Below are 25,886 nucleotides of genomic sequence, written 5' to 3'. Positions count from 1 at the left end.
CGGGTTAATGGCAGTGATCTGGTTGGTCTCAGCGCCAGGCAGGATTGAGTGAACACGGTGCAGTGGATGCCCCAGGACAACCTTCCCGATGTGCGCGACGGACTGATCCGTGTTGAGCGGATTGTGTTGTATGTACTGCACGAGACACAGCGAGAGTTGGGCGACCGCAGTGTGCCCACCGCGATGCTGTATGGCCGCGTACTGGAGTATGTGGATATCGACCAGAGGGAACTGGTGGAAATCCTGCAGCGATTGATGAAATAGGGCAACCCCGCTTTTTGTCGGCAAAAACTGTTGCGCGACCGACAATGGCGTGTAAAACGATTCGCTCCCGCCGCGGCAGTTCCTATACTGCTACTCCATCTCCGTCCGGCAGGGAGGGCCGTCTCCATGGCGCTGTGGAAACCCGATACGTCTTTTTACCCCTCGGCCAGAATGGCCATGCAGGCGCCGCCGGAGCGCCACGCCTATGTGGCCGCACTCAATCCCGGCGAAGATGGAAAACCGGATGCCATCTGTGTGGTGGACCTGGATCCGGATTCCGATACCTACAGCGAGGTGGTGTACCAGCTGGATCTGCCCAACAGCGGCGACGAGCTGCACCACTTCGGCTGGAATGCCTGCAGTTCCGCGCTGTGCCCCTATGCGCCCCACCCGCACCTGGAGCGGCGCTACCTGGTGGTGCCGGGCATCCGCAGTTCGCGAATTTACATCATCGATACCAAGGGCGATCCGCGCAGGCCGGAAATTGTCAAAACCCTGGAGCCGCAGGAGGTGATCGGAAAATCCGGTTACAGCCGCCCGCACACGGTGCACTGTGGCCCGGATGCCATTTACGTCTCTGCGATGGGATCGAAAAATGGCGACGACGGGCCCGGCGGTATTTTCCTGCTGGATCATTTCAACTTCGATGTTACCGGCCCCTGGGAGCTGCACCGCGGCGACCAGGAGCTGGCCTACGACTTCTGGTGGCACCTGGCGGAGGATGTATTGGTCAGCAGCGAGTGGGGCAAGCCGTCGCAGTTTGAGGACGGCCTGGTGCCGGAGGATCTGCTGGCCAACAAGTACGGTCACCGGATTCACTTCTGGGACCTGCGCCGGCGCCGGCTGCAGCAGACGATCGACCTGGGCAGGGAGCACCAGATGGTATTGGAGCTGCGCCCGGCCCACGATCCCACCCGGCAGTACGGTTTTGCCGGTGTGGTGATCAACACGGAGGACCTCTCCGCCTCGATCTGGGCCTGGAGCCGGGACGGGGAGAATGGGGAGCTCTGGAAGATGGACAAGGTCATCTCGATTCCGGCCGTGGCGGCCGAAGAGGACGCACTGCCAGCGGCACTGAAACCTTTCAAGGCGGTGCCGCCACTGGTATCCGACATCGATCTCTCCCTGGACGACCGTTTTCTCTACGTCTCCTGCTGGGGCACCGGCGAGTTGCACCAGTACGACGTATCGGATCCATTCAATCCCAGGCTGACCGGCAAAGTGGAAATCGGTGGCATCCTGAACCGCAGGGGGCACCCCCGGGCTGAGGGCGAGCTGTTGGGCGCACCGCAGATGGTGGAAATCAGCCGCGATGGCCGCCGCGTCTACTTTACCAATTCCCTCTACAGCCGCTGGGACGATCAGTTCTACCCCGACGGCATGCGGGGCTGGATGGTGAAAGTGAATGTGGATCCGGACGGCGGCATGGAGATCGACCCGGATTTCTTTGTCGATTTCGGCAGTACCCGGGTTCACCAGGTGCGACTCGAGGGCGGTGACGCCTCAACGGACTCCTACTGTTATCCCTCCTGAAAGTATGAGCCCCTGGCTGGCCATGCTCGCCTTCGGCGCCTTCCACGGCCTGAACCCGGGCATGGGCTGGCTGTTTGCCCTGTCGCTGGGTTTGCAGCAGCGCAGCGGGCGGGTCATCTGGTTTTCGCTGCTGCCCATTGCTGCCGGCCACGCCGCGGCGGTGATCGCGGTAGTGCTGCTGGTCCTTGCGGGGCTGCACTATGTCTCGCTGGAACTGTTGCGCTGGCTGACCGCCGCGGCCCTGCTCGGGCTGGGCTCTTATAAACTGTTCAACTACTACCGCCATCCGCGCTGGGTGGGCATGAAAGTGGGCAGCCTCGACCTGCTGTGGTGGTCTTTCCTGATGGCCACCGCCCACGGTGCGGGCCTGATGCTGGTACCCGCGTTGCTGGGTGTGGCCGGTGGTGCGGCGGGGCATCACGGCCATACCGGCCCGGTGTCGTCGGCGAGCGGTGCCATGTTGCTCGCGGTGGCTTTGCACACACTGTCGATGCTGCTGGTCATGGGGAGCTGCGCCTGGCTGGTTTACCGCAGGTTCGGCCTGGCGGTGCTGCGGCAGAAATGGATCAATTTCGACCTTGTCTGGGCGCTGGCGCTGTTGCTGGTCGGCGGGATTGCGCTGTTGATGGCGATCGCCGGGTGAACGGCGGCGGGGCGCTTGGCGATGGCCGCTCGTCTGGCAACTGCCGCAATCGAAACCGCCAGTGGGCTGGCTATTTTGGTCTGGCCAATGTGATAATCCTGCCTGACAGGAAACGATACTCCGGGGAAGAATGGGGGCAGACAGGAATGTGCACACACCGATGGCTTGGATTGTTGTTGCTGGCGTATGCCGCCTGTAGCGCCGGGCAGCCGGCCGCGCTGCAGCCGGCGCAGACACTGGAGGCCTATCGGGTGCTCTCCGCGCAGCTGCGAGAGAGCGACCGGCTGTCGATCGCGAGCGAACTGCGGCGTACAAAGGTGGAAACACCACTGCCCGCGCCCCATGCCAGGCGCTTCGGTTTCGATCCGGGGGCGGGAGTCGATTTCTACCGCACCGCTGAGGGGCGTCGCATCGCCGATATCGTGCTCAGTTTCCAGACGCCCTCCGGCGGTTGGTCCAAGCGAACCGACATGGGCGAGGCCGCGCGCGCGCCGGGCCAGGCCTACGGCGTCGAGGAGAATTACATCCCGACGTTCGATAACGGCGCCACCAGCACGCAGTTCTGGGTGATGGTGAACGCTTACAGCGCCACCGGCGACAGCCGCTACGGTGCGGCGGCGGAGCGGGCCCTGCGGCTGATCCTGCTGGCCCAGTATCCCAATGGCGGCTGGCCGCAGAGCTTCCCGCTGCGCGGCGGCTATCACGACCTGATCACCTTCAACGACCGGGTCACCAGCAACCTGTTGCGGATCGTACACGCCGCCGCCGGCGACGATGCGCGACTGGGTTTCCTGCCGGATGTGCTGCGGGCGTGGGCGCGAGACAGTCTGCAGCGCGGGCTGCAGATGCTGGTCGAGGCCCGGGTATCGGGCGCATCCGGCCCCGCGATCTGGGGCGCCCAGCACCGGCCGCAGAGCCTGGAGCCGGCCTCGGCCCGGGCCTATGAGCCGGTGGCCATGTCCACGTCGGAAAGTGCTGACCTGCTGCTGTTCCTGATGGACCTGGAACAGCCGTCACCGGAGATAAAGCGCCTGGTAGTGAGCGCTCACAACTGGTTTGCCGCGCACCGGATAAGCGGCTATCGCTGGGATCGGGATGAACACGATTACAGGGAACTGTTGCAGGACGCGGATGCCGATGCGCTCTGGGCGCGCTTCTACGAGATCGGCACCGACCGGCCGGTGTTCGGCGATCGCGACGGCAGTGTCCACTACCGGCTGAGCGAGATATCGCTGGAGCGCCAGCGCGGCTATGGCTGGTATACGGAGCACCCCGGGAAAGTCCTGAAACGCTTCGCCGACTGGCGGCGCCGGCACTTGCGCTAACTGTGGTGGGATGTAGTGGGGTCGACTTGTCCCGGCCGCTCAATGCTCCCGGTGGCTGTCGGCGATTCGCCGGTACAGTTGGTCTTTCAGGTGGGCGCGCTGGATCTTGAGGGCATTGAAGTGATTGTCGTCGGTGGCGACACCGCGCTCCTCCAGCCCCCGTATCTGCTTGTCGAGCTTGTGGTAGGTGTCGCTCTCCGTCTTGAATTGCAGATCTTCTTCACTCAGGCGCCTGATGGTTTCCGAGTATTCGGGAAAGTCCTGCTCCAGCGCATGGGAGGCGATCGGCATGGCGGGATCTCCGGCTAGTGGCTGTCCTCCCAAGTGTAGTTTCCGGCGTCACTGACTCGTACCTGTCTGGAACCCCGGCGCACCTTCAATGGAGAGCCCGGTTGCCGGGGATAGACCGGCGCCAGCCCGCTCAGGCCGGGCTTTCCTCCACCAGTTCGGCGGGCTGGCGGCGCTCCAGCAGCTCACCCAGGTACAGCTTCAGGTAGGCGATGGCGGCGCGCCGGCCCTCGGCGGCCATGGGGCCGGTGATCTGGTTGTAACGGGTGTAGGACTGGGACCAGAAGGCATCGTTGATGGTGATGGCGAGGAGGAATCGCTCCTCCCAGTCCTGGGAGGGGGGCAGTTCAAATTCCCGGGTCAACAGGTCCCGCATGGCGCGCGCCAGGCGCCGGTTGTTTTCCTGCAGCAGGTCGCGCACCGCCCAGCTCACCTCGGGGCCGAACTTCAGCTTCTGTATCGGTTCACTCGATTCGTAGTAGGCCCGCGCTCGCTCACAGAACAGCATGACCAGGTCCTGCCAACTGTTCGAATTGCGGCTCTGGGGCAGGAGGACCTCCAGGTCCGTGCGATTGCTGTTGAAATAGCGTTCGGCCAGGGCGGTTACGCCGGCATCGCGATTGGGGAAGAAGTGGTAAACGGAAGCGGTGGGAACGCCGGCGGCTTCGCTCAGGTCCGCCAGGGAGATATCGGCCACCTCCCTGTTTGCCAGCAGTATCTCGAGGGTGTCGAGGAGCTTCTCGTACTTCTCGCGACCGTTTTTGCGTTGTGGTTTGCGCGGTAGTGCGGCGGTGCGCCTGCGGCCATTCAGCTGTTCGGTCACTGTCATATCCCTACGTCGTAACTTCGCACGCCAATTCCCGCGTGCTGCAAAACCCGATTCGCCAGATTCGTTGTCTTTTGGCGACGTTCAATTATCTGCAGGGTGGCACCTTAGCGCAAGCGTACTTTTTTCACTACGTGAGCCAGTTCCAGTTATTTAAAGCGACAAATTGACGACACAACCGTTAATAAAAAAATATCGATTAGCGTCGTTGGGGAGCAGCGATGGAATGGTTTTTGCGGCTTGGGCGGGTCCGAAAACCCGAGTAGAAATTCAGGTTGGCAATGGCCTGGAAATCGGTTTTCAGTGTGAAGAGCCCGGAAGCGCCAGGCGCTTCCGGAGGATGGTCAGTGGTATTCCAGTTCCGTCGCCTTGCCGTTGAAAACGATGTAGGCATAGATGGTATAAGCGAGGATCAGCGGGACGACGATCACCGCGCCCACCAGGATGAAGGTCAGTGATTCCGGGGCGCTGGCGGCCTCCCAGATCGTCAGCCTGTCGGGGACGATGTCCGGGAAGAAGCTGAATGCCAGGCCGGTAAAGCAGAGCAGGAATATCAGCACCGTGATGAAAAAGGGCACCTGGCTGTAGCGATCGCCCTCCTTCGGCAGACGCGCCAGCAGACGGTCGTTGAATACGAAGGCGGCGAAGCAGACCACCGGAATCAGCAATACGAACATCACCAGCGGAAAGGTGAACCAGCGGCTGAAGACCCCCGGGTTGACCAGTGGGTTGACCAGGGAGACCGCCACAACACCGAGGAAAGTGGCACGGCCGGCCCGCTTGGCCCAGTGCACCGCGCGGTTCTGCAGCTGGTGTTCGGTTTTCATCACCAGCCAGTTGGCGCCGATATAACTGTAGGCGGCGGTGACGCCCAGGGCGCTGAGGCAGGAAAACAGCTGCGCCTGCCAGCCGCTGTCGAATCCCATCACATACTGGCCCAGCATATAACCCTGGGTCAGTGCGGTGAGCAGCGATCCCAGCTTGAAGGTCCTGTCCCAGGCCAGCTTGTGGGCCACCGCGGCCTTGGCGCGAAAGTCGAACGAAACCCCGCGCAGTATCAGGCCGATCAACATCAGCGCGGCGGGAATATACAGGTTGGTCAGCACCACGCTGTGCGCGCTGGGAAAGGCGATCAGCAGCAGGCCGACGGCCAGCACCAGCCAGGTTTCGTTGGCGTCCCAGAAGGGGCCGATGGAGGCGATCATGGTATCCCGTTGCGGTTCGTCGTCCTCGCTCATCGGCAACAGGATGCCGACACCCAGGTCGTAGCCGTCGAGCATTGCGTAGATCAATACCGCCAGCCCCATCAGGCCGATGAAAATCACCGGCAGCCAGTCTGCAAATGTCATCGCGCTCTCACTCATGCTTCACCTCCGTGAGTGCCCTTGGATGATTGCGGCAGGTGCGTCAGGCTGCCGGCCCGCTCCGGTTCGGCGGTCTCGAACTCCTCGACCTTGACCGATTTCATCGCCATGACCTTGAGTGTCTGGATGTAGGCGGTCATCAACACGACATACACCAGCAGGTACATGGTCAGGGACAGCCCCACGTGTCCCGGCGGGACCGGTGTCACGGCGTCGGCGGTTTTCAGTACACCGGTCACCAGCCACGGCTGGCGGCCGATTTCGGTCACGTACCAGCCGGCCAGCACCGCGACCCAGCCGGAGAAGGTCATGCCCACCACCACTTTCAGGAACCAGCGCGGCGGCTCGCCGCGCCTGCGCAGGAAATAGACCCCGGTCCAGGCCACCAGCAGCATCAGCAGGCCCATGCCGACCATCAGCCGGAAACCATAGAAAAGCGGCTTCACCGGCGGGTGCTCCTCGAACGCGTCGAGCCCGCGCACTTCGCCGTCGAGGCTGTGGGTCAGCATCAGGCTGGCGCCGCGGGGGATGGATAGTGCGAAATGGTTGGTGCGCTCTTTTTCGTCCGGCACTGCAAACAGCAACAGCGGTGCTCCGCGCTCGGTTTTCCAGACCGCCTCCACCGCGGCGATCTTCTGCGGCTGGTGCTCGAAGCTGTTCAACCCGTGCAGGTCGCCCACAAAGGCCTGGATTGGCGCCAGTATGGCGGCCAGCACCAGGCCGGTTTTCAGTGTCAGGCGCGGCGCCTGTTTTCTATCGCCCTTGAGAATGCGGTAGGCGGAAATCCCGGCGACAAAGAAAGAGGCCGTGAGCCCGGAGGCCAGCATCATGTGCGTAAATCGATAGGGGAAGGACGGGTTGAAGATGACTTCCAGCCAGTTGGTGGCGTGGACGACACCGTCGCGGACTTCATAGCCGGCCGGTGTCTGCATCCAGGAATTCAGCGCCAGGATCCAGAAGGCGGACAGGGTGGTGCCGATGGCGACAACCAGCGCGGAAAAGGTGTGGACCTTGCTGGGCACCCGGTTGATGCCGAACAGCATGATGCCGAGGAAGGTGGCCTCGAGGAAAAAGGCCGTCAGTACCTCGTAACCGAGCAGCGGGCCGGCGATATTGCCCACCGTCTCCATATAGCCGGGCCAGTTGGTGCCGAACTGGAACGACATGGTGATGCCGGTAACGACGCCCAGGGCAAAATTGAGTGCGAACACCTTGACCCAGAAACGATAGGCGCGCATCCACACCGGGTCGTTGGTCTGCTCGTGGCGCAGCTTGAAGAAGAAGAGGATCCAGCACAGGGCGATGGTGATGGAGGGGAACAGGATATGAAAGCTGATATTGGCCGCGAACTGTATCCTCGACAGTATCAGTGTATCTAGCATGGGTACCTCTGCAGGTCGGCTTAAAAGACATTCGGTGCCGCGCCGTCTCAGCTCCTGGCCGTTGGGTGGACGCCCGCGACAGGCGCCCCTGTGCTCCAGGCGCTCACTGCTTCCTGGAACCGCCTTTGCCTTTCAGCAGCAACTTGCTGATTCCCGAACCCAACTTCATCAGTTTTAGCAGATCTTTCTGATCCAGCCCGCTGAGGGTGTTGGCAAACTGGTCCAGCAATTCCAGCAGGCTGTAGACTTCGCGCATTCTCTCCTGGGCCTGGGCCTCCTGTTCGTCCTGCGGCTCATTCAGCAGCAGCTGGCGAAGCAGCGTCAGGGTGGGGTCCAGCTCGCGCTTGCGGCGCTCCTCGAAGACGGTCCGCGCCAGGTCCCAGATGGAGCCGGCGGCGGTGAAATAATCCTTGCGGTCACCGGGCAGGTGGTGCATTTCCACCAGTCGCCAGGCCTGCAGTTCCTTCAGCCCCATGCTCACGTTGCCGCGGCTGATCTTCAGCGCCTGGGCCAGCTGGTCGGCATTGAGCGGCTCCGAGTGGACCGTCAGCAGCGCGAACATCTGCCCCACGGTGCGGTTGAAGCCCCATCGGCTGCCCATCTCGCCGAAGTGCAGGACGAAGGCCTGGGTCTGGGAGGTAAGATTCATTGCTTAATGAACTTTCAGAAATTTCTGAAAATTGTAAACACAAAATGGCGCCTGTCAATGCCCGATTGGTAAACAATGCAAACAGAGAGGGTCAATTGACCGCCAGCGAGCATCCTGCCTAGAATCGCCCTTTTGCGCGAATTTCCATGCTGAAAACCATAAGAACGATAGTATTTTCTCTGATCTTCTGCCTGTTGCCACTGTCAGTCCAGGCCGCGACACATTTCCTGAGCAGCCCGGCGCTGCCTCCGGAGTTGGGATCCGGGCAGGGATACCTGTTGGTACACGTCGATGCGGGTGGCAGCGCCCCCTCGCTCGAGTTTGCCCGGATCCGGCGCGCCGGGTCCGAACCGCTGGAGGTGGATGAGCCGGTTCGTTTCGCGGCCAAGGCCGACAAGCTCAGCCTGAAGGGCCTGGAGCCGGGTTTCTACCTGCTGCCGCTGCGCGCCGGGCAATACCAGTTCACCCGGGTCAACGCCCCCTATTACGACCTGCCTTACTGGATGGGCACCGATCTGGCGGCAAACTGGCGGTTTGTCATCGAGGAGGGCAGGACCAATTACATCGGCGATGTGGAGATCCGCAAGGAGCGCGCCTCCAACTCCGTGGATACCAACCTGCTCAATCGCATTGCCATCAGGAAACCGGAAATAGAGGCGGCCATGCCCGATCTGCTGATCGATTGTCCACTGAGCTTCAACGCCGGCTATCGCGACGATTTCTTCCGCGCGTTAATTGCAGCCGACAGCGTCGGGGAGAGTGCTGGGAAGAGTACAGGGGAGAGTGCCCGATGAAGTACAGAATTTTTCTGTTGCTGGCCTGCCTGCTGGCCCCGCCGGCTTCGGCCGAGGTGCCGGCGGCGCAGTTTTTTACGCAACCGGATTACACGTCTGCAAACCTGAGCCCCGATGGCCAGCGGGTGGCGGCGATACGCTACCGCGACGGTATGCAGTTGCTGGAGGTGCGCGCGGTCGCTGACGATGCGCGCCGGCTGCTGGTGGAGGAAGGGGATATACCGGGGCGTGAAGCCACCATCCGCGCATGGGACTGGATCGACAACCGGCACATCATCTTCCAGGTCACCGCTGTCAAGAAAGGTATCGAGGACTTGCTGGATACCAGGACCAGCAGCCAGTGGTTTGTGGCTGATGTCGGCGGCGGCGAGCCGGTGTTGAAACAGATCCTGACCCGCGGCTGGCTGGTGGATCCGCTGCCTGCGGAGCCGGGCAAGTTCCTGTTTGCCAAAAGCGGCAGTTACTCGAAAGTCTATCGGATCGATACCGCCCGGCTCAGTGCTCCCGGCAAACTGAATAAGCTGGCGGCGGTGGATGGGGGCCAGTTCGTTCCCTCCAACGAGGTCTGCTCGGTGGAGGGCTATGCCGTGCGCTGGTTCTTCGACCGGCAGGGCGAGGTGCGCGCGGCGCTGCACTTTGACCGCGAGGGGGAATTGAGCCTGAGTACCTTTGGCGGTGAAGGCGGTGAAGGCGGGGCGGAGCTGATATACCGCTGGACCGATAGCCCCGATGGGCAGGAGGAGAGCCGCAGGGTGATCCCGGTGGCCCTGGCGGGAGAAACCGGCAAGTTTTACGGGCTGGATTTCAACGAGGAAGAGGAGCGCAGTATCTACCTGCTGGATTTTGCCCGGGATACCGAGAAGCTGGTCCGGAAGGTGGATTCCTACAAGATCGTGGACCTGATCCTGTCGCCGGAGGATGGAACATTGATCGGTGCCCGGACCCTGCGCAACGCCACCCTGGTAGACGAGTACTTCAGGCAGGTAGAGGGCGTGACGCCCTCGGTGCGGGTGTCCGGCGATGAATTCACACTCGACCTGGACCGCAGCAGTGACGACGCCGTGCGCCTGCAGTATCGCGAGGGCCACGATCTTCCCGGGCAATACCTGCTGCGTTTTCGCGGCAGTCAGCAGCCCCGCCACGTCGGCTCCCAGTACCCGGCACTGAGTGGAAAGATAGACAGCCGGCTGGTGGAGGACAGGGTTGAGGTCGAGGGGCTGGAGATCCCCTACCTCCTGACCCTGCCCGCGGGCCCGGGGAAATTCCCCCTGATCGTGCTGCCCCACGGCGGACCGGTGGACGTGTTCGACGACCGCAATTACGACCCGATAACCCAGTACTTCGCCGCCGCCGGCTACGCGGTCCTGAGGGTGAACTTTCGGGGTTCCAGCGGTTACAGCGAGGCGCTGAAAGAGGCGGGTAAAAAGCAGTGGGGTGGCCTGATACTGGAAGATATCTACCGGGCGACACTCGCCGTAACCGGGCGGCGGGAAGTCGATGCAAACCGCGTTTGTGCCCTGGGCATCAGCTATGGTGGTTACGCCTCAGCCATGCTGTCGATACTGCACCCGGAACTCTATCGCTGTGCGGCGAGCGTCGCGGGGGTGACGGACGTGAACCTGATGCTCAACTCGCCGCGCCTTTCCGAGCGGCAGGTCGAGTGGACGAGGGAATACGTCGGCGATCCGGCGCGGGAGTACGAACAGCTGAAAGCCATTTCCCCGGTATACCTGGCGGAGCGGTTTACCCGTCCGCTGCTGATTGCCCATGGCGGCGAAGATAAAGTGGTCGACCCGGAGCATTCCCACCGCCTGAAACTGATGCTGCAGAGACTCGACAAGCCGTTTGAATGGTACTTCGAGCCCGGGGTCGGCCACGATTTTGGCGGGGCGGAAACAAAGGCGGCGCTGTTCACCAGGCTGAAAAGCTTTGTCGACACCAATCTGGCAGAAAGCCGCTGACGATGCTTTGCGATGAGTGTAAGGGGGGGGCCGATAACGACGGCCCCGGGTTTCCTGTCAGAAGTTTTCGTGCTGCCTGACATGTTGCCAGGTTTCGCCTTCGTCGAAGGACTCGTAAAAATCGCTGGAGCCGCCTTTGCAGGTGAGCAGCAGGTGGTCCTTCAGATCCGGGATCAGCGTGCCGCAGTACCTGGCCGGCAGTGTGCGGTCGGTCTTGCTCCAGTGTTTGCCGCCATCGCTGGTCTCGATGATGCGGGGCACACGTTCGTACTCGCCGGTTTCCGCGGATTTTTCCCGGAACAGGGCGATCGCGATTGCCTCGTCGCTGTTCTTGAACCAGGGCGTGCTGCTGAAACTGAAAGACTCCACCTCGGCCCTGTACTCGCGGCCGTTCCCCGCGTCGCAAGAGCTGCCCTGGAGTTGCAGGTCGCCCGGGCAGGAGCGGATCCTGGTGGTGATTTCCTCCCAGCGGTTGTTTTCGCGGTTTAGGCGCAGGAAGTCTGGCTTGCCATCCCAGCTCCAGAATCCGGCTTCCTTGATTGCCAGCTGGGTGTTGCCGGCGTCGATCACGGATGAGTACTCGTCCGTATTGCCGCTACCGGTGATGCGCCATGTCTCCGGCTCCACCAGGAAGGTCTCCAGCCTGCCATTGCTGAACAGGTGGCTCTCGTAGCGGGCGAGGGTGCGAATAAACAGTTCATTGCGACCCTGCACCCGCTTCAGGGAGACAACGTCGATATCGCGGGGGCTGGGTGCGCGCTTGCCGCTGTTGTCACTGGCTGTGGAAAAGGTGATGTCGTTGTTCGCGTCGTACCAGCCGTACCCTGCGCGGAAGCTCGCAACCGTCTGCCAATCCCCATCGCCGGAGCCGCGCATGACACTCAGCAGGCTGTCGCGGCTGGTCAGCAGGTCGACCCGGTTGTCGTCCGTGAACAGGGCCTGGTGAATGTAATTGCGGTGGTCGATTGAGCGATCCTGCCATTCGCCACCCGCCGGTTTGACAAAGACCTTGCCCTCTTCACCGGCCACCACCAGGTCTCCGCGCTCGCTGGCAGCGACGGTGTGCAGGTCGATATTGGTATGCACCGCATCCAGTTGCCAGTCGCCCTGCGGGTCGCGTTTGATGATGATCCCCAGCTTGCCGACGAAGTACAGGCTGCCGTCGGGGGCCAGGTACTTGTCGTTGTAGGTGACTGGGTTGCGGGCCGCCGATACATAGGCGGTATTGCGCTCCATGTCGCGTTCGTCCTGATCCCAGCCGCTAACCGCATCCAGGTCGAAGTCGTAAAAGGGAAAGTAGCGTTGCAGGGTGTCGGCGGGCTCGGCGGCGGGGCGCCGCATAAGCATATTGACGTAGCGATCGCCCTGGGATTTGGGGTAGTAGATGATGGTGCCCAGGTCGGTCACCTGTCCCGGCGATACCTCGAAAGTGCCGAACTTTGCCGTGGTCGAGGCGAAGCGGGAATACCAGAAGTTACCGTTGCTGTGGAAGGCGCGGATACTGCTGAGGGCGTACTTGCCGGATTTCAGCGGCGCAGCGAATACCGTGCTGCTGTTGCGCTGATCGGTCAGTGCGCTCAGCCTTTCGGGTTTGATTTTCGTGGATTCGTTCAGGTTCTCCGGATCGAGGGTCAACTGGTTGAACGGCAGCGGATAACCGCTGGCATTGACCACCCTGGCGACCATCAGCCCCTGGTTGGGCTGCACGACGGTCTCCTCGGAAAGTGTGGGTACCATATTGACCTGCCCGGCACAGCCGGCCAGCAGTGTTGCCAGTGCGGCCAGGGTCAAAACCCCCACCCTGGCCCATGTTTTTCCGGAAATCATGAATCCCCCGTTGCTGTTTGTTATTGGTGTGCCTGATTGTACCGGAAATGCCGATGGCCAAGAAAAATGCCGTGGGGCCGCCCGCAGTGTGGTAGAGGTCAGCCGGGCAGCGAGCCGTGTGCCCGCGCGGCCCAGTCATCGGGAACGATAAAGCCGCGACTGATTTCCCGGCCGTCTCGCAGGCCGGCGACACAGAGCGGGTTGTGGAGCGGTGCGCTTGTCAGCTGGCGACAGGGTTCGTCGGTCTCACCCCGGTCGCAGACCTTGGACAACCAGCAGCGCTTGTGGAGCGGCAGCCACTCGACAGATTCTTCCAACTGCTCCAGGTGGCGGCTGAAGGTTTGCCGGTCGGCCCACCAGTACTGGCCCTCGCGGCCGGCACCCAGTCGCAGCGGGGTGAAAAGCCGACCGGGCACCAGGCACCACTGGCGGTCGACCCGGACAGCCTGTTGCCACAACAGCGATTGTGCCTCCGGCCGTCCGATAACCGGCAGCTGGTGATCCCGCATCCGCGCCAGCTTGATATCCAGCCGGTCGCGCAGCCCGGGACCCACCCAGTAATTCCCTTCCACCTGCAGGTAGAACTTGACCGCCACTTCCCAGTGTTCCGTGGCACCGCTGGGCAGGTGTTGTACGACAAAATCCAGTTCGCCCAGCGTGCACCCGTCGGCGCGCAGTGGCAGGTTGCGGTGCAGCAGCCGATAGTCCGGGTGCCGGGTGAAAGCAAATTCCCACAGGTTCTCGAAATAGGCGCCCAGCCTGGTGTTTTTCTGTTGTTCGTCGCACCGGCGAATGGAGGCTTCCAGAGCGGGTGCGAGTCTGTCGCGGATATCGGCGCGGGAAAAGTAGTCGTTCACCGCATCCCGGCGCGGCCGCGGCAGCCAGGGCAGGCTGCTGTCGCGGGAGATGTCTTCTGTTGTCACTGCCCAGAGCAGGTTGTTCCAGTGATTGGCTTCCGGCATACGGCTGTTTACTTGGGGTTATTGGTCAGGGGTGTCGGGACGGGAGTATTCTGAAGTGCCCCGCTGCTATTGGGAAGGTGGTCGATTGCCGGCGTCTCCGAAGGCCGAGTCCGGCAGCCGCGACAGCACCAGCCCGCCGGCCACAAACAGCAGTATCAGCGACAGCATCGAATAGCGCACGTCCCCGAACCAGGTGCCGAAGAGCCCGAACAGCGGCGGGCCCAGCAGAGCGGCGAATTTTCCCATCAGGTTGTAGAAACCGAAAAACTCACCGCTGCGGCTGGCCGGGACCAGCCGCGCGTAGGCGGAGCGGCTCAGCGCCTGGATGCCGCCCTGTACCAGCCCCACCAACACCGCGATCACGAAGAACTCCCACGGCGAGCGGATCAGCGCCCCCCAGAGGCAGACCAGGATATAGACCGCCAGGCCGATATAGATACCGCGGCGGGGGCCGATGCGCTCGCCCAGGTGGCCGAAGGCGATGGCGGCGGGGAAGCCGACAAACTGTACCAGCAGCAACGCCAGGATCAGGTCCGAACGCTCGAAGCCCAGCGCGCGGCCGTAGGCGACGGCCATGCGGATCACGGTGCCGACGCCGTCGATATACAGCCAGTAGGCGAACAGGAACAGGGCGATGGTGCGGTGGCGACGCAGCCGGCGCAGTGTCTGCCACACCTGTACGGCACCCGCGCGCCAGGGCGTTCCCGTCGCTGCGTTGTTGCGCCGGCCGGGTTCCGGCACCAGCAGAAGCAGGGGCAGTGAGAAAATCGCCCACCAGATGGCCGTCAGGGTGAAGGCGTGGAGGGCAGCCTCGGTGCCGCTCGCCAGGCCGAACAGTTGCGGCCGGAGGGTACCGATCACGCACACGAGATACAGCAGCCCGCCGCCCAGGTAGCCGAGACCGAAGCCCAGCCCCGATACCGCGTGCCAGCGGTCTGGCGGCGCCACGCTGACCAGCAGTGCATCGTACAGCAGGTTGGCGCCCATGAATCCGAGGGTGGCGCAGGCAAACAGTACTGACGCCGTGATCCAGGCCCCCTCCGGTACCAGTGCCAGCGCCGCGGTGGCGACCATGGCCGGTGCGGCGAACAGGAAAAGTATGCGTTTGTGCGCGCCGGCCGCATCGGCCACAGCGCCGATCAGTGGCGCGCTGAGTACCAGCAGCAGCGACGCGGCGGCGTTGGACCAGCCGAGGCGCAGGTTGGCCGTGGCGGCGTCGACCCCGGCGTTCCAGAAGTCCTGGTATAACAGCGGGAAAAAGCCTGCCAGCACCACCGTGGCGAAGGCGGAATTGGCCCAGTCGTAGAGGGCCCAGCTCCAGATGATGCGCCGGTTGTAGTTCACGCGCTATACCTTCATACCTGCGCGGTTGGTGTGGGCGTGGGGCGGGGAATCACCATTTAAACCGGAAACCGAAATAGAGCCCGCCGCTGTTACTCTTGCCGAAATTCTCCAGGCTGCTGGACAGCTTGAGTTCGCCGTATACGGAGCAGTAGTCACCGCACTCGTCGTAGGTGGCGCCGATACTCAGCTCGCCGCGCCAGTCGTCTCGGTCCTGGATCAGTCTGGTGCCGGATACGCGCACATCGGTCTGGTCGCGAATGTTGTAGATGGCGCTGGGGGTGACGTAAACAGTGAAGCGCTCCAGCAGTTGGCTGCCGAACACGGGTTGCTTCGCCTTGCGTTGTGTTACCCGGTTGTCGAAGGTGGCACCGATGCGCGCGCGGAAGCCGTTGTTATTGACGTCGGTCAGCTTGGTGCCGTAGACATCGCGGATATCGTCCGCCTCCTCCGACGAGTAGGACAGCTGGGCGTGGGGGGTGATATTGCAGTGACCACCGAGTTTGAAGCTGCGGCCGCCCTCGACCGACAGGGCGTAGCCGAAGGCGTCGTTTCTCCCGCTCAGCCGGCGCAGGTCGTCGGGTTCGATCTCGCTGTTGAACCAGTTGAGGTGCAGTTGCGTGTCCAGGTAGCTGCCGTCGATGCCGTACCAGGTGAGGTAGCTGGCGGCACCATAGTATTCGACGTCGATATCGCCATCGCCGAAAAAGGACTCCACATCGGTATCCGAGTCGCCGTAGTGCAGCGCGACGCTGGCGATCGGTTGGGTACCGCGCACGGTAAAATTGAGCGGTACGTCCACGCCCAATTGCAGTTTGTAGAAATCCTGTGTCCAGTTGGCGCGGGTGGTCGATTCCTCCGATTCCATTTCCCGGCGTTCGGCGACGACGCGCATCCAGGCCCCGCCGCCGTCGATGGTTTTCTCGACCGAGTCGGCGTAGTCGCAAACACCCACGTCCTTGTAACTCGAACCCACCCAGAAGCGGTTGCCCACGCGCTGGCGCAGTGTATCGGGCTGGTTCAGTGAGCGCAGTATCTGCGGGTAGGACTCGTACATCACGGCGCCCGGCTGCCAGCGCGGCATGCTGCCCTCACCGGGAAAATAGTCGCTGTTGGTGAACACCGAGCGCAGGTACCAGTCGCCGTCCGCCGGGTCGGTGATGCCGTTGTGGTGGAGGGTGTAGGCGTAGGCGCCACCGACGGTCGCTGGCTGGCCGTCCCGGGAGACGAAGTCGCCGTCCAGCACGAAAGCGTTCGCGGCGGAATTCCCCTGCACCGCCACGATACGGATACCGTCGCCGGTGGTGACCGCGCCCCTGCCGCCGCGGTTGGTAATCCGCACCGAGGTGCGGCCGGAGGTGTCGCCCCCGATGGTGACAAGGTCTGTTGGGGAGCCGTCATCGTACAGCCTGGTATCCAGCCACAGCCGGCCGCCGTTGCCGATATAACTGCCGTAGTTGCCGTCGGCATCCCGCCGCAGTATCAGCCGGTCGAAGCGGTTGTTGTGCGCCAGGTCGAGGGTGCCGGCGTTGGCGATATTCCCGGTGACGACAAAGCGTTGCGGAATAAACTGCACTAGGCCACCGAAAAGTATATCGAGGCCCAGGTCGTTGCCGTCGGCGTCGACGCCGCCGCCGACATTGAGCGAACCGAAGAACTCCATCTTTGAGCTGCCCCAGATGACGATCCGCTCCCAGTTTCTCAGCAGCCTGCCGTCCTGCTTGAAATCGAGCAGGAAGGTGAGGGTATCTATCTGGCCGTCGCCGGCGTGGAGATCGTCGCCGCCGTCCAGCAGTGGGCCGCTTTCGTAGGCGTAGGCATCAATCCTGACGGTGTCGGAGCCGGGACCGCCGCGGACTTCGTTGGTGACGCCCTCGTCCCAGTAGATGGTGTCGTCGCCGTCACCGGCATCGATATAGTTGTACACATAGGCGCCGTCGAGCGTGATATTGTCGTCGCCACTGCCGCCCCAGATATAAAAAGTCAGGCCGTCCAGCAATTCGATGGTGTCGTTTCCGGAGCCGGCATCGATACCGCCACCATTCATGAAATCGCCGATATCCGCCTTGCGATTGTTGAGGATAACAGTGTCGTTGCCGGAACCGGCGTCGATGATATTTTCGATTACGACGGCGTTGTCGGTAATACCTCCGATATCGGTGAAATCCTCTTCCTCCAATTCGTCGTAATTGGTCTCGTCGACATCGGGAATATTATCTTCCTCCTCGACGATCAGGTTGATGGTGTCGTTGCCGCTGCCGGCGAAGACGCTGCCGATGGTGCCGCCGTCCAGGTTCAGGATGTCGTCGCCAGCAAAGCTTTCCACATCCGCGCCTTCGGCGTCGTTGTCGGCGTCGCAGGTGATGTGGTCTGCGCCGGGGGTGCCGGTATTAGCCGGTGTGCACTCGGCCCAGCTGCGATCGCCAAAACCGCTGAGCGCGATGGCGGACAGCCCGAGGAATGGCCAGAACCGGCGCCGGAAAAGTTTTCTCTGCCCGGATTTTCTGTCTCTGCTGTCCACGATGATTCCCGCATTATTGCCGTGGCCGTTGTTCCACCGATGCTATAGATCGAACCGGTAGCCGATACCCAGGTTCAGGGTCCAGGGGTCGTAGTCGAAATCCGCGTAGAGGCGGTCGTGGCCGAGCCGGGTGGGAAAGCTGATGGTGACATCGGAATCCGACTGGAAGTAGAGCACCGCCGCGTTGACGAGCCAGCTGTGATTGCGGCCGAAACTGAAATCCACACCCACCTGCGCGGCCCAGCCCCAGGAATAACCCAGGCTCAGTTTGCCATTGCCGGTGGCCAGGTCGGTATTTCTGAGGAAGGCGTTGAGCTCCGGGTTCAGCTGTATATCGTGAAAGTCGGTGTAGGTGACACCGAGGCCGGCATAGGGGCGCCCCAGGCAATCGGCGCCGAGGGGATACCAGTTGGCAAAGGCACTGGTGGAGGTGGCCTGGAAATACCCCAGCCCGATGGCCGTGCGCCCGGGGATGCCGGTGAAGCCGCTCAGCTCGGTATTGTAGCGGGCGCCGTTGATATGTATCAGCTCGGCCCCCCAGTGTTCGTCCGGCCGCCAGACGCCACTGATATTCCAGGTGATGTCGCTATCCACCTCCCAACGGGTGTTGTAGAGATCCCAGTGTTGCAACACGCGGAACTTGGGCGAGGTGGAATCCTCGTCCGGGTGCAGGTAGCTGCCGCCGATGCGGACGATGAATTCCCCCCAGTCCACATCCCGCCAGTCCGGTTGTGCGCTGAGGGGCGGAGACAGCGAAATGAAAAAAACCATGCAGAGAGCGGCGACAGTGCGCATGGGCTTCATGGTCAACTCCGTCTGGATGTCCGTGGTCCGGACTACAAATTATCCGTTTGCCCGCCGGCTCCTGGAGACGCCAGCGCCGGCGAATTAATCGCCTTTGAAGTAACACTAAAAAGTAGCAGGCTGTGTCGCTTTTGGTGGGAATCCGGACGGCGTGAGAAAGGAACTGCGCCAGCGGTGGGAGCGGAATGAAAAACGCCGCCCACTCGGAAGCGGGCGGCGCAGGCAATCAAGCCTCCCCAGCGGGAGAGGCCGGACTTTTCATTGGCAAATGATCAGTTACAGACGTCCCCGGTGACTGTCGGAACTTCAAGATCATTACTGCCTTTTTCGCCCTGCAGGCCGAAGGATACGGTCTGGCCGGCGTTGATGGTGTCGTTCCAGCCGATGCCGGTAGCGGAGTAGGGGTTGGTGCCACTGATCGCCGCGTTCCAGGAGCTGAGTACAGAGCTGCCATCGGTATACTCCCAGTTCACGTTCCAGCCATCGACCGGAGTCGTGCCGGTATTGGTGAGGCGGATCTCGGCAGTAAAGCCGTTGTTCCACTCGTTGGAGACGACATACTCACAGGCAACGCCGCCGGTTCCGCCGCTGGAACTGGAAGAACTGCTGCTCGACGAGCTGCTGGACGAGGAACTCGAGGAGGAGCTGCTGGATGAACTGCTGCTGGATGAACTGCTGCTGGAAGAGGAGGAGCTCGAGCCGGTTCCGCCGCCGTCGAAGCTCACGTCGACACAGCCGTGGAAGCGCTCGTCGGTAAAGTAGTTTCGGCCCCACTCGCCGTAGATGATATGGCGACCGGAGCGCTCGGGAACTTCACAGGTGGTGTGGAACAGGTTTGCGCTTTTCTCCGCAACCACGTTGGGGTTACCGGTCGGGTTGGTATCGTCGTAGTTCAGCACACAGAATGGTTCGGCCTCAAAGTCACTCCAGGACAGGCTGCCGCCCACCTGGTAGTCGAAGCCCGGGCGGGTAATCCAGTACTTGAATTCCTCGGTGTCGTCCCAGTGCGGGCCCCAGCTGATATTCCAGGTGATGGTCTGGGAACCGGCGCTCATTTCGCTGGTGGGCCAGTCGAACTGGTGGTCCCAGGGCGTGGGCCCGCCGCTCCAGGTTTCACTGTCGAAGCCGCAGACATTGGTACTGGTACCTTCGGACTTACCACGGGTGTGGGTGAGCACGCTCATGAACTGGTACATGCCGTTGGCATCGACCTGGGCCGCTTCCACGCAGGCGGGTGTGGTTGCCTGGTCCGCCGGTTCGTTCAGCCCGCAGTGCGCATTGCGCGCGGGCGGATCCACCATCAGGCCGTGGCCAAATGCCAGCCCCCCGGCCAGGGCCAGGGACAGCACCGGTATATAGCGTTTGCGAAATCGTATCTTCATCATCGCGATCCTTATCAGGTTATTGTTTTGACTGAAGCCTCTTCACGCCCGGTGACCGACAGATCCTGTATACCGGGCGTTGAAGTGTTGGCTGAATGTTGTAGATCGGTGTATCTGCGTTGGTCCCGGACGGGTCGAAAGGCACCCATGGGCTGATCGGGCCCGCTGTGGACGGTTCGCAAATACGCTTCCGCTTGTCTCGGGCTCCAAAATGACCCGTTTGTTTTTTTGTGCGGAATGATGTGCCCGGCAGCAATGCCGGTCAGGTTGGTGAGAGCGAAAAGCTATTGAAATTAATTTTATTTCCGGGGCGCTGCCATCTTCTTACTGTGGGAGGCATGGATTCCATGTCTGGTCCGGAATTTGGTGCCCCTGGCTGCGACCTTTTGTCGCACCGACATTAATCCGGCAGGGCTCGAATGGCGAGGGTGTTAGGCGCCAAAATGGCAGCATTTTTGCCAGGTGCGAACCAGCACACGAATCCCATCATAGAGTTGATGCCGTCGAAAGCGGTCGCAGGAATCAGCGCTGTAACGGCTCCGGTACGGGCAGTTCCGGTGGTTCGATCGCCGCGGCAGTCCGGTTGTGCGCATCGACCGGGCTGACGAAAAAGCGGCCAAAAGCGAGAATGATCAGTACGATAAAGATGATGTAGACGAATTTCTTCACCCGAGTGTCTCCCAGTCCATCCTGCCCCTTCGGCACCGGGAGCTGTCGCCCCCGCCGGCAGAACTATAGTACAGACCCGATACCACCGCGCAGCGGGCACCGGCGGGAAGGTGGAAGGTTAATAGCCCGGGTTTCGGAGCCCGGGATTGTGGATCGACAGGCGTAGCCCGGATGAAGCGCAGCGGAATCCGGGACAGGGCGCGGCCCGGCTCCGCAGTCCCGGAGCCGGGCAGTGGATCAGAAGTTGTAACTGAATCTCAGTGTCGCATTGCGCGGCGTACCGTAGCTGTACTGGTTGTAATAACCGGCGGTGAGATAGTTGTAGTACTTCTCGTCCAGGGCGTTTTCCACGTTCATCTGCAGGTACATATTGTCGCGGATATCGTAGCGCGCCATCAGGTTGACCAGGGAATAGGCATCCTGTTCCAGGCGGTTGCCCGAGCCTTCCGCATAGATATCCGACTGCCAGTTGACGCCGCCGCCGATCGTCAGCGCCGGCAGGCTGTCCACGAACTGGTAGGTGGTAAACAGTTTGAACTGCTTGCGCGGATATGTGGTATTGACTTCCAGCCCATCCGCATCTTCCGCTTCAAACCGGGAGTAGCCGGCGGAAATATCCCAGCCGTCCGCGATGCGGCCGATCACTTCGGCCTCGAAGCCGTCGCTTTCGGTACCCTGGGCCGCATTATATGCGGAGGCCTGCTCCGGCGTTGGGATATAGTCCGGGTCGACGACGGCGAGGTTGTCCTGTTCGATATGGAACAGGGCGACGGAGGTCTGCAGGCGGTCGTCGAGGAAGGTGCTTTTCAGGCCCACTTCGGTGTTGGTGCCCGTCAGCGGGTCCAGGTAGTCCCCACTGGCGTCCTTGTTGTTCTGCGGGGTGAAGATTTCCGTGTAGCTGGCGTACAGCCGGTGCTGTTCCGTCAGGTCGTAGAGGGCGCCGAAATAGGGCACGAAGACATCGTCGTCACCGTAATCGCTGACGGCGCCGTAATAGGTGCGCTGGCGGTCCCAACTGGCGAGGCGCCCCCCGGCAATGACCTTGAAGCGGTCGCTGAATGACAGGCGGGTGGAGGCGTAATAGCCGGTCTGGGAGGTTTCGTTGTCGTCGCGCACGGTGGCGTTCTCGGTCCAGTCCGGCTCCGGCAAGTCGCCCCACTCATAGTAATTGCCCACCGGCACGGAATCCCAGCCGGTATTGCCGCCCAACGGATCCGGGTCGTAGGTGCTGGTGCCGCCCTCCTGCTCGCTGTGCAGGGCACCCAGGACGAACTCGTGTTGCCTTCCGAACAACTGGTAATCGCCCTTCAACTGCAAATCGTAGCTGTCCTGTTCTGTGTCCCCGAAGGCCCGGTAGCGCTGGGCGTAGAGGCCCTCGCCGGTCTCCCTGTCCAGCGCACCGCTCAGCAGGACCAGCCGGGATTCCTTTTCGTAGGCGAGGTGGTTGTAGTTGATCTTCAGGTCCCAGCCGTTGGCGAACACATGGTTCACGGTGGCGAAGTAGTTCTCGCTGGTGGTTTCCCAGCGGGTCCAGTCCAGGCCGGTGGTTTTGGATACATCCCAGTCGGTGGCGGTGCCGTCGGAGTAGAGTGCCGGCAGGGCGCCCCAGGCCGCGCCGCGCGGGTTCCTGTTCTGGTAGTGGCCGCCGATCCGCAGCAGGGTGTTCTCGGTGAGGTCGCCCTCGATCACGCCGTAGACAACATTCTGCTGTTCCGAGAAATCATCCTTGTGCGATTCGCTGTCCAGGTAGCGGGCAACCAGGCGCCCGCGCAGGCTGCCGGATTCGTTCAGGCCGCTGGCGATGTCCGCCGTGGTCTGGGTCTTGCCCCAACTGCCCGCATCCACGTCGACATAGCCGGTGAGGTCGGTGTGGCTCGCTTTCTTGCGCACCAGGTTGATGGAGGCGGAGGGGTCGCCCACACCGGTCAGCAGGCCGGTGGCGCCGCGCACGAACTCCACCCGCTCGTAAATGGAGACGTCTGCAGACGTCTCCCCGGAATCCCCCGACAGGGACCAGGATAGCGGCACGCCGTCAATCTGGTAATTGTTGATATCGAACCCCCGGGACTGCAGTGAGTTGCGCACATTGTCCAGCTGCGAGGAGGAGATACCGACGGCGTTGTTCACGGTGTCGACGAGGTTGTTGAGGTTCTGGTCCTTGATTCGCTCGGCGGTGAGCACGGTGACGGATTGCGGTGTCTCGCGCAGGGTCAACCCCAGGCCGGTGGCGGTATCGATGGACTCGTCGACGGCGTATTTCCCGGTCACGGTGACGGTTTCGATGGCCTGCCCCGACGACTCCTGCTCATTGCCGGTTTTTTCGTCGGCGGCCAGGGCGGGCAGTGAGCCCAGTGCCAGCGCGATTGCCGTAGCGAGAGGGGAAAGACGAGTGCGCATGATAATGTTTCTCATTACTTGTGTGTGAATGGTGCGCAAGCTAGCACAGGAAGGGGGCTTTTGCACTATCGGGCGGAACGCGTGTTCTAAACGCTTTGCCTGGATGCGTTTTGGCTAAAAAATAATCTGTTCGGCATTGCTTGCCGCTGTGGAAGGGGGTGTCGATTGGATTGGGGGCGGGGAAGCGTCACCTGGAAGCTGCTCCAGTAAATGCAAATGAGAATGCATTGTGGTAACGTTTGCAGCCCATATGGCCCAGGTCTGGGCAATATCGCCTTCTCGCCAAGGATGTTCCCGCCGCGAGAAGGCTTTTTCCGAGCTCGTTTACCACCGTTCTCTATATCCGAACATCTGACGAATACAGGCAAAGATGAATAAATTCCTGTTCAAACTGCACAGCTGGATGGCCCTGGTTGCCTTTGTGCCGCTGTTGGTCATCTGCGTGACCGGCAGTATCCTGGTTTTCAAGCACGAGGTGGACACCCTGCTGATCGAGGACCGGGTACGGGTGGACCCGGCCGGGCGTGAACGCATGGAACTGGATGCGCTGGCAAACTCGGTGCACAGCCATTTCCCCGATTACGAGATCGTCGGCTGGGTACCGTTTCAGGACCGCGGCCGCGCCGACCTGGTCTACACCATGGAGCGCGGCACCAGCGAATGGACCTACGCGCTGCTGAACCAGTACACCGGCGAGCCGCTGCGCCCGCCCATGGGCACTACGCACCACCTGACCGACTGGCTGCTGAGCCTGCATTACACCCTGCTGATGGATGATGCGGGCCTGTTGGTCACCAGTGTCTTTTCCATCCTGCTGTGCCTGCTGGGAATTTCCGGTTTTATCCTGTACCGCAAATTCTGGAAGAACTTTTTCACCCTGCGCTGGAATGCGCGCTTGATCGTCTATTTTTCCGACCTGCACAAAATGACCGGCATCATCGGTGCGCCGGTGCTGCTGATTCTCGGCTTTACCGGCGCCTGGTGGAATATCGAGCACTTCGCCCACGAACTGGAACATCACGCCGACGGTGCCGAGCACTACAAAATGGCCGAGCGCCTGTACAACGACGACCTCTCCCTGCAGGGCCTGATGAACGATGCCAGCCGCCAACTGGACGGTTTCGAAACCACCTATATTTCCTTCCCCTGGGAGCCGGGTACCAACTTCACTTTCTGGGGGGATGTACACAGCGGCAACCCGCTGCAGAGCCAGTACGCCAGTATGGTGAGCTACAACGCCCAGAGCGGCGAGCACCTGTCGAACTACGATATTCGAGAGGCCAGCCTGGGTGCCACCATCCTGGATACCTACCGCCGCCTGCACTTCGGCAACTTCGCCGGCTTGGTGAGCAAGGTCATCTGGTGTGTGGTGGGATTATCGCCACTGCTGCTGTCAGTGACCGGCATTTATATCTGGAACCGGCGCCGCAGCAAGCGCCGCGCCGCGCGGGAGAAACGCCGGGCCAAGGCGGCACAGTTGGTGGGCGCGAGTGCCTGAGCGAAGGGTGACTCGGCGTCCCGGCTCGCGAGTTGTAACACCTTGGCGGGCGTCGATCCGATAAAAACCGTTTGCTCAAATAGTATCCGCGAGCTATCGTGCCGCTGTCTGAAGGAGGACGACCTCCCCCATAATCGGGTACTGATGCCCAGGACGACCTGGCCCTGTTTGAATACGGAGCGGTCAATGCCCTGGATCTACCTCCTCGTTGCCGGCGCCCTTGAAGTGATATGGGCCTACTCCATGAAGCAGTCCCACGGCTTCACCCGGTTGGCACCCTCTCTCGTCACACTGGTCACAATGCTCGGCAGCTTCGGACTCCTGGCGATCGCGATGCGGACCATCCCGCTCGGCACGGCCTACACCATCTGGACCGGCATTGGCGCAATCGGGGCTTTTCTGGTGGGAGTAATCCTGTTGGCGGAACCGCTGAACGCGATGCGGGTCACTGCCGCGATGCTGATTGTTTCCGGGCTGGTGCTGATGAAATTGTCTGGGTCATGAAACCATTCACACACTGGCTCTCGCCGGAATCATGATATTCCCTTTTCAATGGCGGGCCGCATTCGCATCCGGGCCTTCAGGCACCATAGAAAACGGCGCATATCAGCCCGGTTATAAACAGGCCCGCCAAGATCAGAAGCGCAGCGGCAGGTAGTGTCAAGCTGAAGGTCAGGGCGAGGAACCCGACAAGCAGTGTCGCCCCGACCGTTAACAGGCCGGCGACCTTTGCCCTGTCGTAGAGGGCGGTCCGCCGTTGCGCGCTGGGCGGGCTGCCGTGCAGGCGCCGCCAGTCGAGCCAGCGACTCAGGGCAGTCTCGCAGAAGTGGTCGAATGCCTCCAGATCGTGTTTGCCCTGTTGGACGATCAGGGTCGCCCTGCCGGACCGGTGCAGGGTGAGGAAACTCTGGTGGCGGAACTGATCGATTTCGGAGAAAGGCACCCAGCCGTGCCGCCCGAAGCGCAGTCCCCCAGCGCCTACGGAAACACTCTGGCGCATCGGCTGCAATATCATCGCCAGCGCACCCGGCATCACCATTCCCAGGCCGCCGACCAGAAAGCACAGCCAGACGGGGAGCTGCTGCCGCTCGACCAGCGATAACATCTGCCAGCCCGCCAGCGGCCCTATCAGCAGAAAGCCCAGAATCGCAGACAATTGATGCCATCGGGTTCCCACACTGGCGTGGGGCAGGGCCGTGTTGGTGGTTGTTTTTGGTGTCGTCATATTCGCCACTTACATCTCTCGCTGGAAATCCGCATCTTTTGTTCATCGGAAAGTAATTGGGTCGACTGGTCATGGTGGGCGCTTCTCGGCTCGATCATTGCCTTTACGACGGCCTTGGGAAAGTTACCCAACATGGCCTGCTCGGCGGTGTTGTTGCGCAGCTGTGTAGTGGCATAGCGAATTTGGCCACCTGACTTTGAGTGATATTATCACTCTCAACGAAGATCAGGT

General features: G+C 61.7%; 22 protein-coding genes. 8 read left to right on the top strand and 14 right to left on the bottom strand.

Translation table 11 applies throughout. The features are described 5' to 3' along the window. The first annotated feature begins 48 nt into the window (after positions 1-48). The 4 genes from MWN76_RS02580 (at position 49) to pelA (ending at position 3,765) form a co-directional block, all read left to right on the top strand. Positions 49-264, top strand: coding sequence for a hypothetical protein (locus tag MWN76_RS02580; protein WP_250459068.1), 216 nt, complete (start codon positions 49-51; stop codon positions 262-264). 126 nt (positions 265-390) lie between these two features. Continuing rightward, positions 391-1,797, top strand: a complete 1,407-nt coding sequence (locus MWN76_RS02575) for a selenium-binding family protein (protein WP_250459067.1) — start codon at positions 391-393, stop codon at positions 1,795-1,797. A 4-nt stretch (positions 1,798-1,801) separates the two neighbouring features. Continuing rightward, positions 1,802-2,440: a hypothetical protein gene (locus tag MWN76_RS02570; RefSeq protein ID WP_250459066.1), complete on the top strand. Its 639-nt coding sequence runs from the start codon at positions 1,802-1,804 to the stop codon at positions 2,438-2,440. A gap of 146 nt (positions 2,441-2,586) precedes the next feature. Continuing rightward, entirely contained in the window at positions 2,587-3,765 is a 1,179-nt protein-coding gene (pelA, locus tag MWN76_RS02565; protein ID WP_250459065.1) for a pectate lyase, read from the top strand. Positions 3,766-3,804: 39 nt separating this feature from the next. Here pelA and MWN76_RS02560 read toward each other — a convergent pair whose 3' ends face one another. The 5 genes from MWN76_RS02560 to MWN76_RS02540 form a co-directional block, all read right to left on the bottom strand. Next, positions 3,805-4,056: an HP1242/YdcH family protein gene (locus MWN76_RS02560; RefSeq protein WP_250459064.1), complete on the bottom strand. Its 252-nt coding sequence runs from the start codon at positions 4,054-4,056 to the stop codon at positions 3,805-3,807. Positions 4,057-4,186: 130 nt separating this feature from the next. Beyond that, positions 4,187-4,876: a TetR/AcrR family transcriptional regulator gene (locus tag MWN76_RS02555; RefSeq protein WP_250459063.1), complete on the bottom strand. Its 690-nt coding sequence runs from the start codon at positions 4,874-4,876 to the stop codon at positions 4,187-4,189. 347 nt (positions 4,877-5,223) lie between these two features. Further along, a complete protein-coding gene (gene cydB / locus MWN76_RS02550) occupies positions 5,224-6,228 on the bottom strand; it encodes a cytochrome d ubiquinol oxidase subunit II (RefSeq protein ID WP_250459335.1) in 1,005 nt (334 codons plus the stop codon). Between the two features lie 11 nt (positions 6,229-6,239). Further along, positions 6,240-7,625 carry a cytochrome ubiquinol oxidase subunit I gene (locus MWN76_RS02545; RefSeq protein ID WP_250459062.1) on the bottom strand — a complete coding sequence of 462 codons (1,386 nt, stop codon included), beginning with the start codon at positions 7,623-7,625 and terminating at the stop codon, positions 6,240-6,242. Positions 7,626-7,728: 103 nt separating this feature from the next. Further along, positions 7,729-8,274, bottom strand: a complete 546-nt coding sequence (locus MWN76_RS02540; RefSeq protein ID WP_250459061.1) for a GbsR/MarR family transcriptional regulator — start codon at positions 8,272-8,274, stop codon at positions 7,729-7,731. Between the two features lie 146 nt (positions 8,275-8,420). On the opposite strand from MWN76_RS02540, the gene MWN76_RS02535 reads away from it, so the two are divergent. Both MWN76_RS02535 and MWN76_RS02530 read left to right on the top strand, forming a co-directional pair. Continuing rightward, positions 8,421-9,068 (top strand): hypothetical protein, encoded by a 648-nt coding sequence (locus tag MWN76_RS02535; RefSeq protein WP_250459059.1) that lies wholly within the window; start codon positions 8,421-8,423, stop codon positions 9,066-9,068. After that, positions 9,065-11,029: an alpha/beta hydrolase family protein gene (locus MWN76_RS02530; protein WP_250459057.1), complete on the top strand. Its 1,965-nt coding sequence runs from the start codon at positions 9,065-9,067 to the stop codon at positions 11,027-11,029. The genes MWN76_RS02535 and MWN76_RS02530 overlap by 4 nt, the downstream gene beginning before the upstream one ends. 57 nt (positions 11,030-11,086) lie before the next feature. On the opposite strand, the gene MWN76_RS02525 is transcribed toward MWN76_RS02530, so the two are convergent. The 8 genes from MWN76_RS02525 to MWN76_RS02485 form a co-directional block, all read right to left on the bottom strand. After that, positions 11,087-12,856 (bottom strand): hypothetical protein, encoded by a 1,770-nt coding sequence (locus MWN76_RS02525; RefSeq protein WP_250459056.1) that lies wholly within the window; start codon positions 12,854-12,856, stop codon positions 11,087-11,089. Positions 12,857-12,954: 98 nt separating this feature from the next. Then, entirely contained in the window at positions 12,955-13,818 is an 864-nt protein-coding gene (locus tag MWN76_RS02520) for a DUF1853 family protein (RefSeq protein ID WP_250459054.1), read from the bottom strand. A gap of 66 nt (positions 13,819-13,884) precedes the next feature. Beyond that, positions 13,885-15,162 (bottom strand): MFS transporter, encoded by a 1,278-nt coding sequence (locus tag MWN76_RS02515; protein WP_250459052.1) that lies wholly within the window; start codon positions 15,160-15,162, stop codon positions 13,885-13,887. Positions 15,163-15,211: 49 nt separating this feature from the next. Then, complete coding sequence (locus tag MWN76_RS02510) at positions 15,212-17,680, bottom strand: autotransporter family protein (RefSeq protein ID WP_250459051.1); 2,469 nt, start codon at positions 17,678-17,680, stop codon at positions 15,212-15,214. 42 nt (positions 17,681-17,722) lie between these two features. Then, positions 17,723-18,484 carry an OmpW/AlkL family protein gene (locus tag MWN76_RS02505; RefSeq protein WP_250459050.1) on the bottom strand — a complete coding sequence of 254 codons (762 nt, stop codon included), beginning with the start codon at positions 18,482-18,484 and terminating at the stop codon, positions 17,723-17,725. Positions 18,485-18,756: 272 nt separating this feature from the next. Next, positions 18,757-19,866, bottom strand: a complete 1,110-nt coding sequence (locus MWN76_RS21115) for a lytic polysaccharide monooxygenase (protein WP_345780042.1) — start codon at positions 19,864-19,866, stop codon at positions 18,757-18,759. Between the two features lie 522 nt (positions 19,867-20,388). Continuing rightward, positions 20,389-20,535 (bottom strand): hypothetical protein, encoded by a 147-nt coding sequence (locus MWN76_RS02490; RefSeq protein ID WP_250459048.1) that lies wholly within the window; start codon positions 20,533-20,535, stop codon positions 20,389-20,391. Positions 20,536-20,772: 237 nt separating this feature from the next. Next, positions 20,773-22,932 carry a TonB-dependent siderophore receptor gene (locus MWN76_RS02485; RefSeq protein ID WP_250459046.1) on the bottom strand — a complete coding sequence of 720 codons (2,160 nt, stop codon included), beginning with the start codon at positions 22,930-22,932 and terminating at the stop codon, positions 20,773-20,775. Positions 22,933-23,302: 370 nt separating this feature from the next. On the opposite strand from MWN76_RS02485, the gene MWN76_RS02480 reads away from it, so the two are divergent. Then, positions 23,303-24,430 carry a PepSY-associated TM helix domain-containing protein gene (locus MWN76_RS02480; RefSeq protein ID WP_250459044.1) on the top strand — a complete coding sequence of 376 codons (1,128 nt, stop codon included), beginning with the start codon at positions 23,303-23,305 and terminating at the stop codon, positions 24,428-24,430. 186 nt (positions 24,431-24,616) lie between these two features. Then, complete coding sequence (locus MWN76_RS02475) at positions 24,617-24,934, top strand: DMT family transporter (protein WP_250459042.1); 318 nt, start codon at positions 24,617-24,619, stop codon at positions 24,932-24,934. A gap of 76 nt (positions 24,935-25,010) precedes the next feature. Here MWN76_RS02475 and MWN76_RS02470 read toward each other — a convergent pair whose 3' ends face one another. Continuing rightward, positions 25,011-25,655, bottom strand: a complete 645-nt coding sequence (locus tag MWN76_RS02470; protein ID WP_250459041.1) for a hypothetical protein — start codon at positions 25,653-25,655, stop codon at positions 25,011-25,013. Between the last annotated feature and the right edge of the window lie 231 nt (positions 25,656-25,886).

Origin of the sequence: Microbulbifer litoralis (assembly GCF_023634065.1) — a bacterium.
GTDB classification, from domain to species: domain Bacteria; phylum Pseudomonadota; class Gammaproteobacteria; order Pseudomonadales; family Cellvibrionaceae; genus Microbulbifer; species Microbulbifer litoralis.
This window is presented reverse-complemented; position numbering and strand designations above follow the sequence as displayed.

Bases quoted from the DNA above. Each gene is read 5' to 3' on its own strand.
- MWN76_RS02505 (WP_250459050.1), bottom strand. From the start codon at position 18,484: ATGAAGCCCATGCGCACTGTCGCCGCTCTCTGCATGGTTTTTTTCATT.
- MWN76_RS02480 (WP_250459044.1), top strand. From the start codon at position 23,303: ATGAATAAATTCCTGTTCAAACTGCACAGCTGGATGGCCCTGGTTGCC.
- MWN76_RS02535 (WP_250459059.1), top strand. From the start codon at position 8,421: ATGCTGAAAACCATAAGAACGATAGTATTTTCTCTGATCTTCTGCCTG.
- MWN76_RS02485 (WP_250459046.1), bottom strand. From the start codon at position 22,932: ATGCGCACTCGTCTTTCCCCTCTCGCTACGGCAATCGCGCTGGCACTG.
- MWN76_RS02570 (WP_250459066.1), top strand. From the start codon at position 1,802: ATGAGCCCCTGGCTGGCCATGCTCGCCTTCGGCGCCTTCCACGGCCTG.
- MWN76_RS02545 (WP_250459062.1), bottom strand. From the start codon at position 7,625: ATGCTAGATACACTGATACTGTCGAGGATACAGTTCGCGGCCAATATC.
- MWN76_RS02530 (WP_250459057.1), top strand. From the start codon at position 9,065: ATGAAGTACAGAATTTTTCTGTTGCTGGCCTGCCTGCTGGCCCCGCCG.
- MWN76_RS02525 (WP_250459056.1), bottom strand. From the start codon at position 12,856: ATGATTTCCGGAAAAACATGGGCCAGGGTGGGGGTTTTGACCCTGGCC.
- MWN76_RS02560 (WP_250459064.1), bottom strand. From the start codon at position 4,056: ATGCCGATCGCCTCCCATGCGCTGGAGCAGGACTTTCCCGAATACTCG.
- MWN76_RS02470 (WP_250459041.1), bottom strand. From the start codon at position 25,655: ATGACGACACCAAAAACAACCACCAACACGGCCCTGCCCCACGCCAGT.
- MWN76_RS02575 (WP_250459067.1), top strand. From the start codon at position 391: ATGGCGCTGTGGAAACCCGATACGTCTTTTTACCCCTCGGCCAGAATG.
- cydB (WP_250459335.1), bottom strand. From the start codon at position 6,228: ATGACATTTGCAGACTGGCTGCCGGTGATTTTCATCGGCCTGATGGGG.
- MWN76_RS02520 (WP_250459054.1), bottom strand. From the start codon at position 13,818: ATGCCGGAAGCCAATCACTGGAACAACCTGCTCTGGGCAGTGACAACA.
- MWN76_RS02475 (WP_250459042.1), top strand. From the start codon at position 24,617: ATGCCCTGGATCTACCTCCTCGTTGCCGGCGCCCTTGAAGTGATATGG.
- MWN76_RS02540 (WP_250459061.1), bottom strand. From the start codon at position 8,274: ATGAATCTTACCTCCCAGACCCAGGCCTTCGTCCTGCACTTCGGCGAG.
- MWN76_RS21115 (WP_345780042.1), bottom strand. From the start codon at position 19,866: ATGAAGATACGATTTCGCAAACGCTATATACCGGTGCTGTCCCTGGCC.
- pelA (WP_250459065.1), top strand. From the start codon at position 2,587: ATGTGCACACACCGATGGCTTGGATTGTTGTTGCTGGCGTATGCCGCC.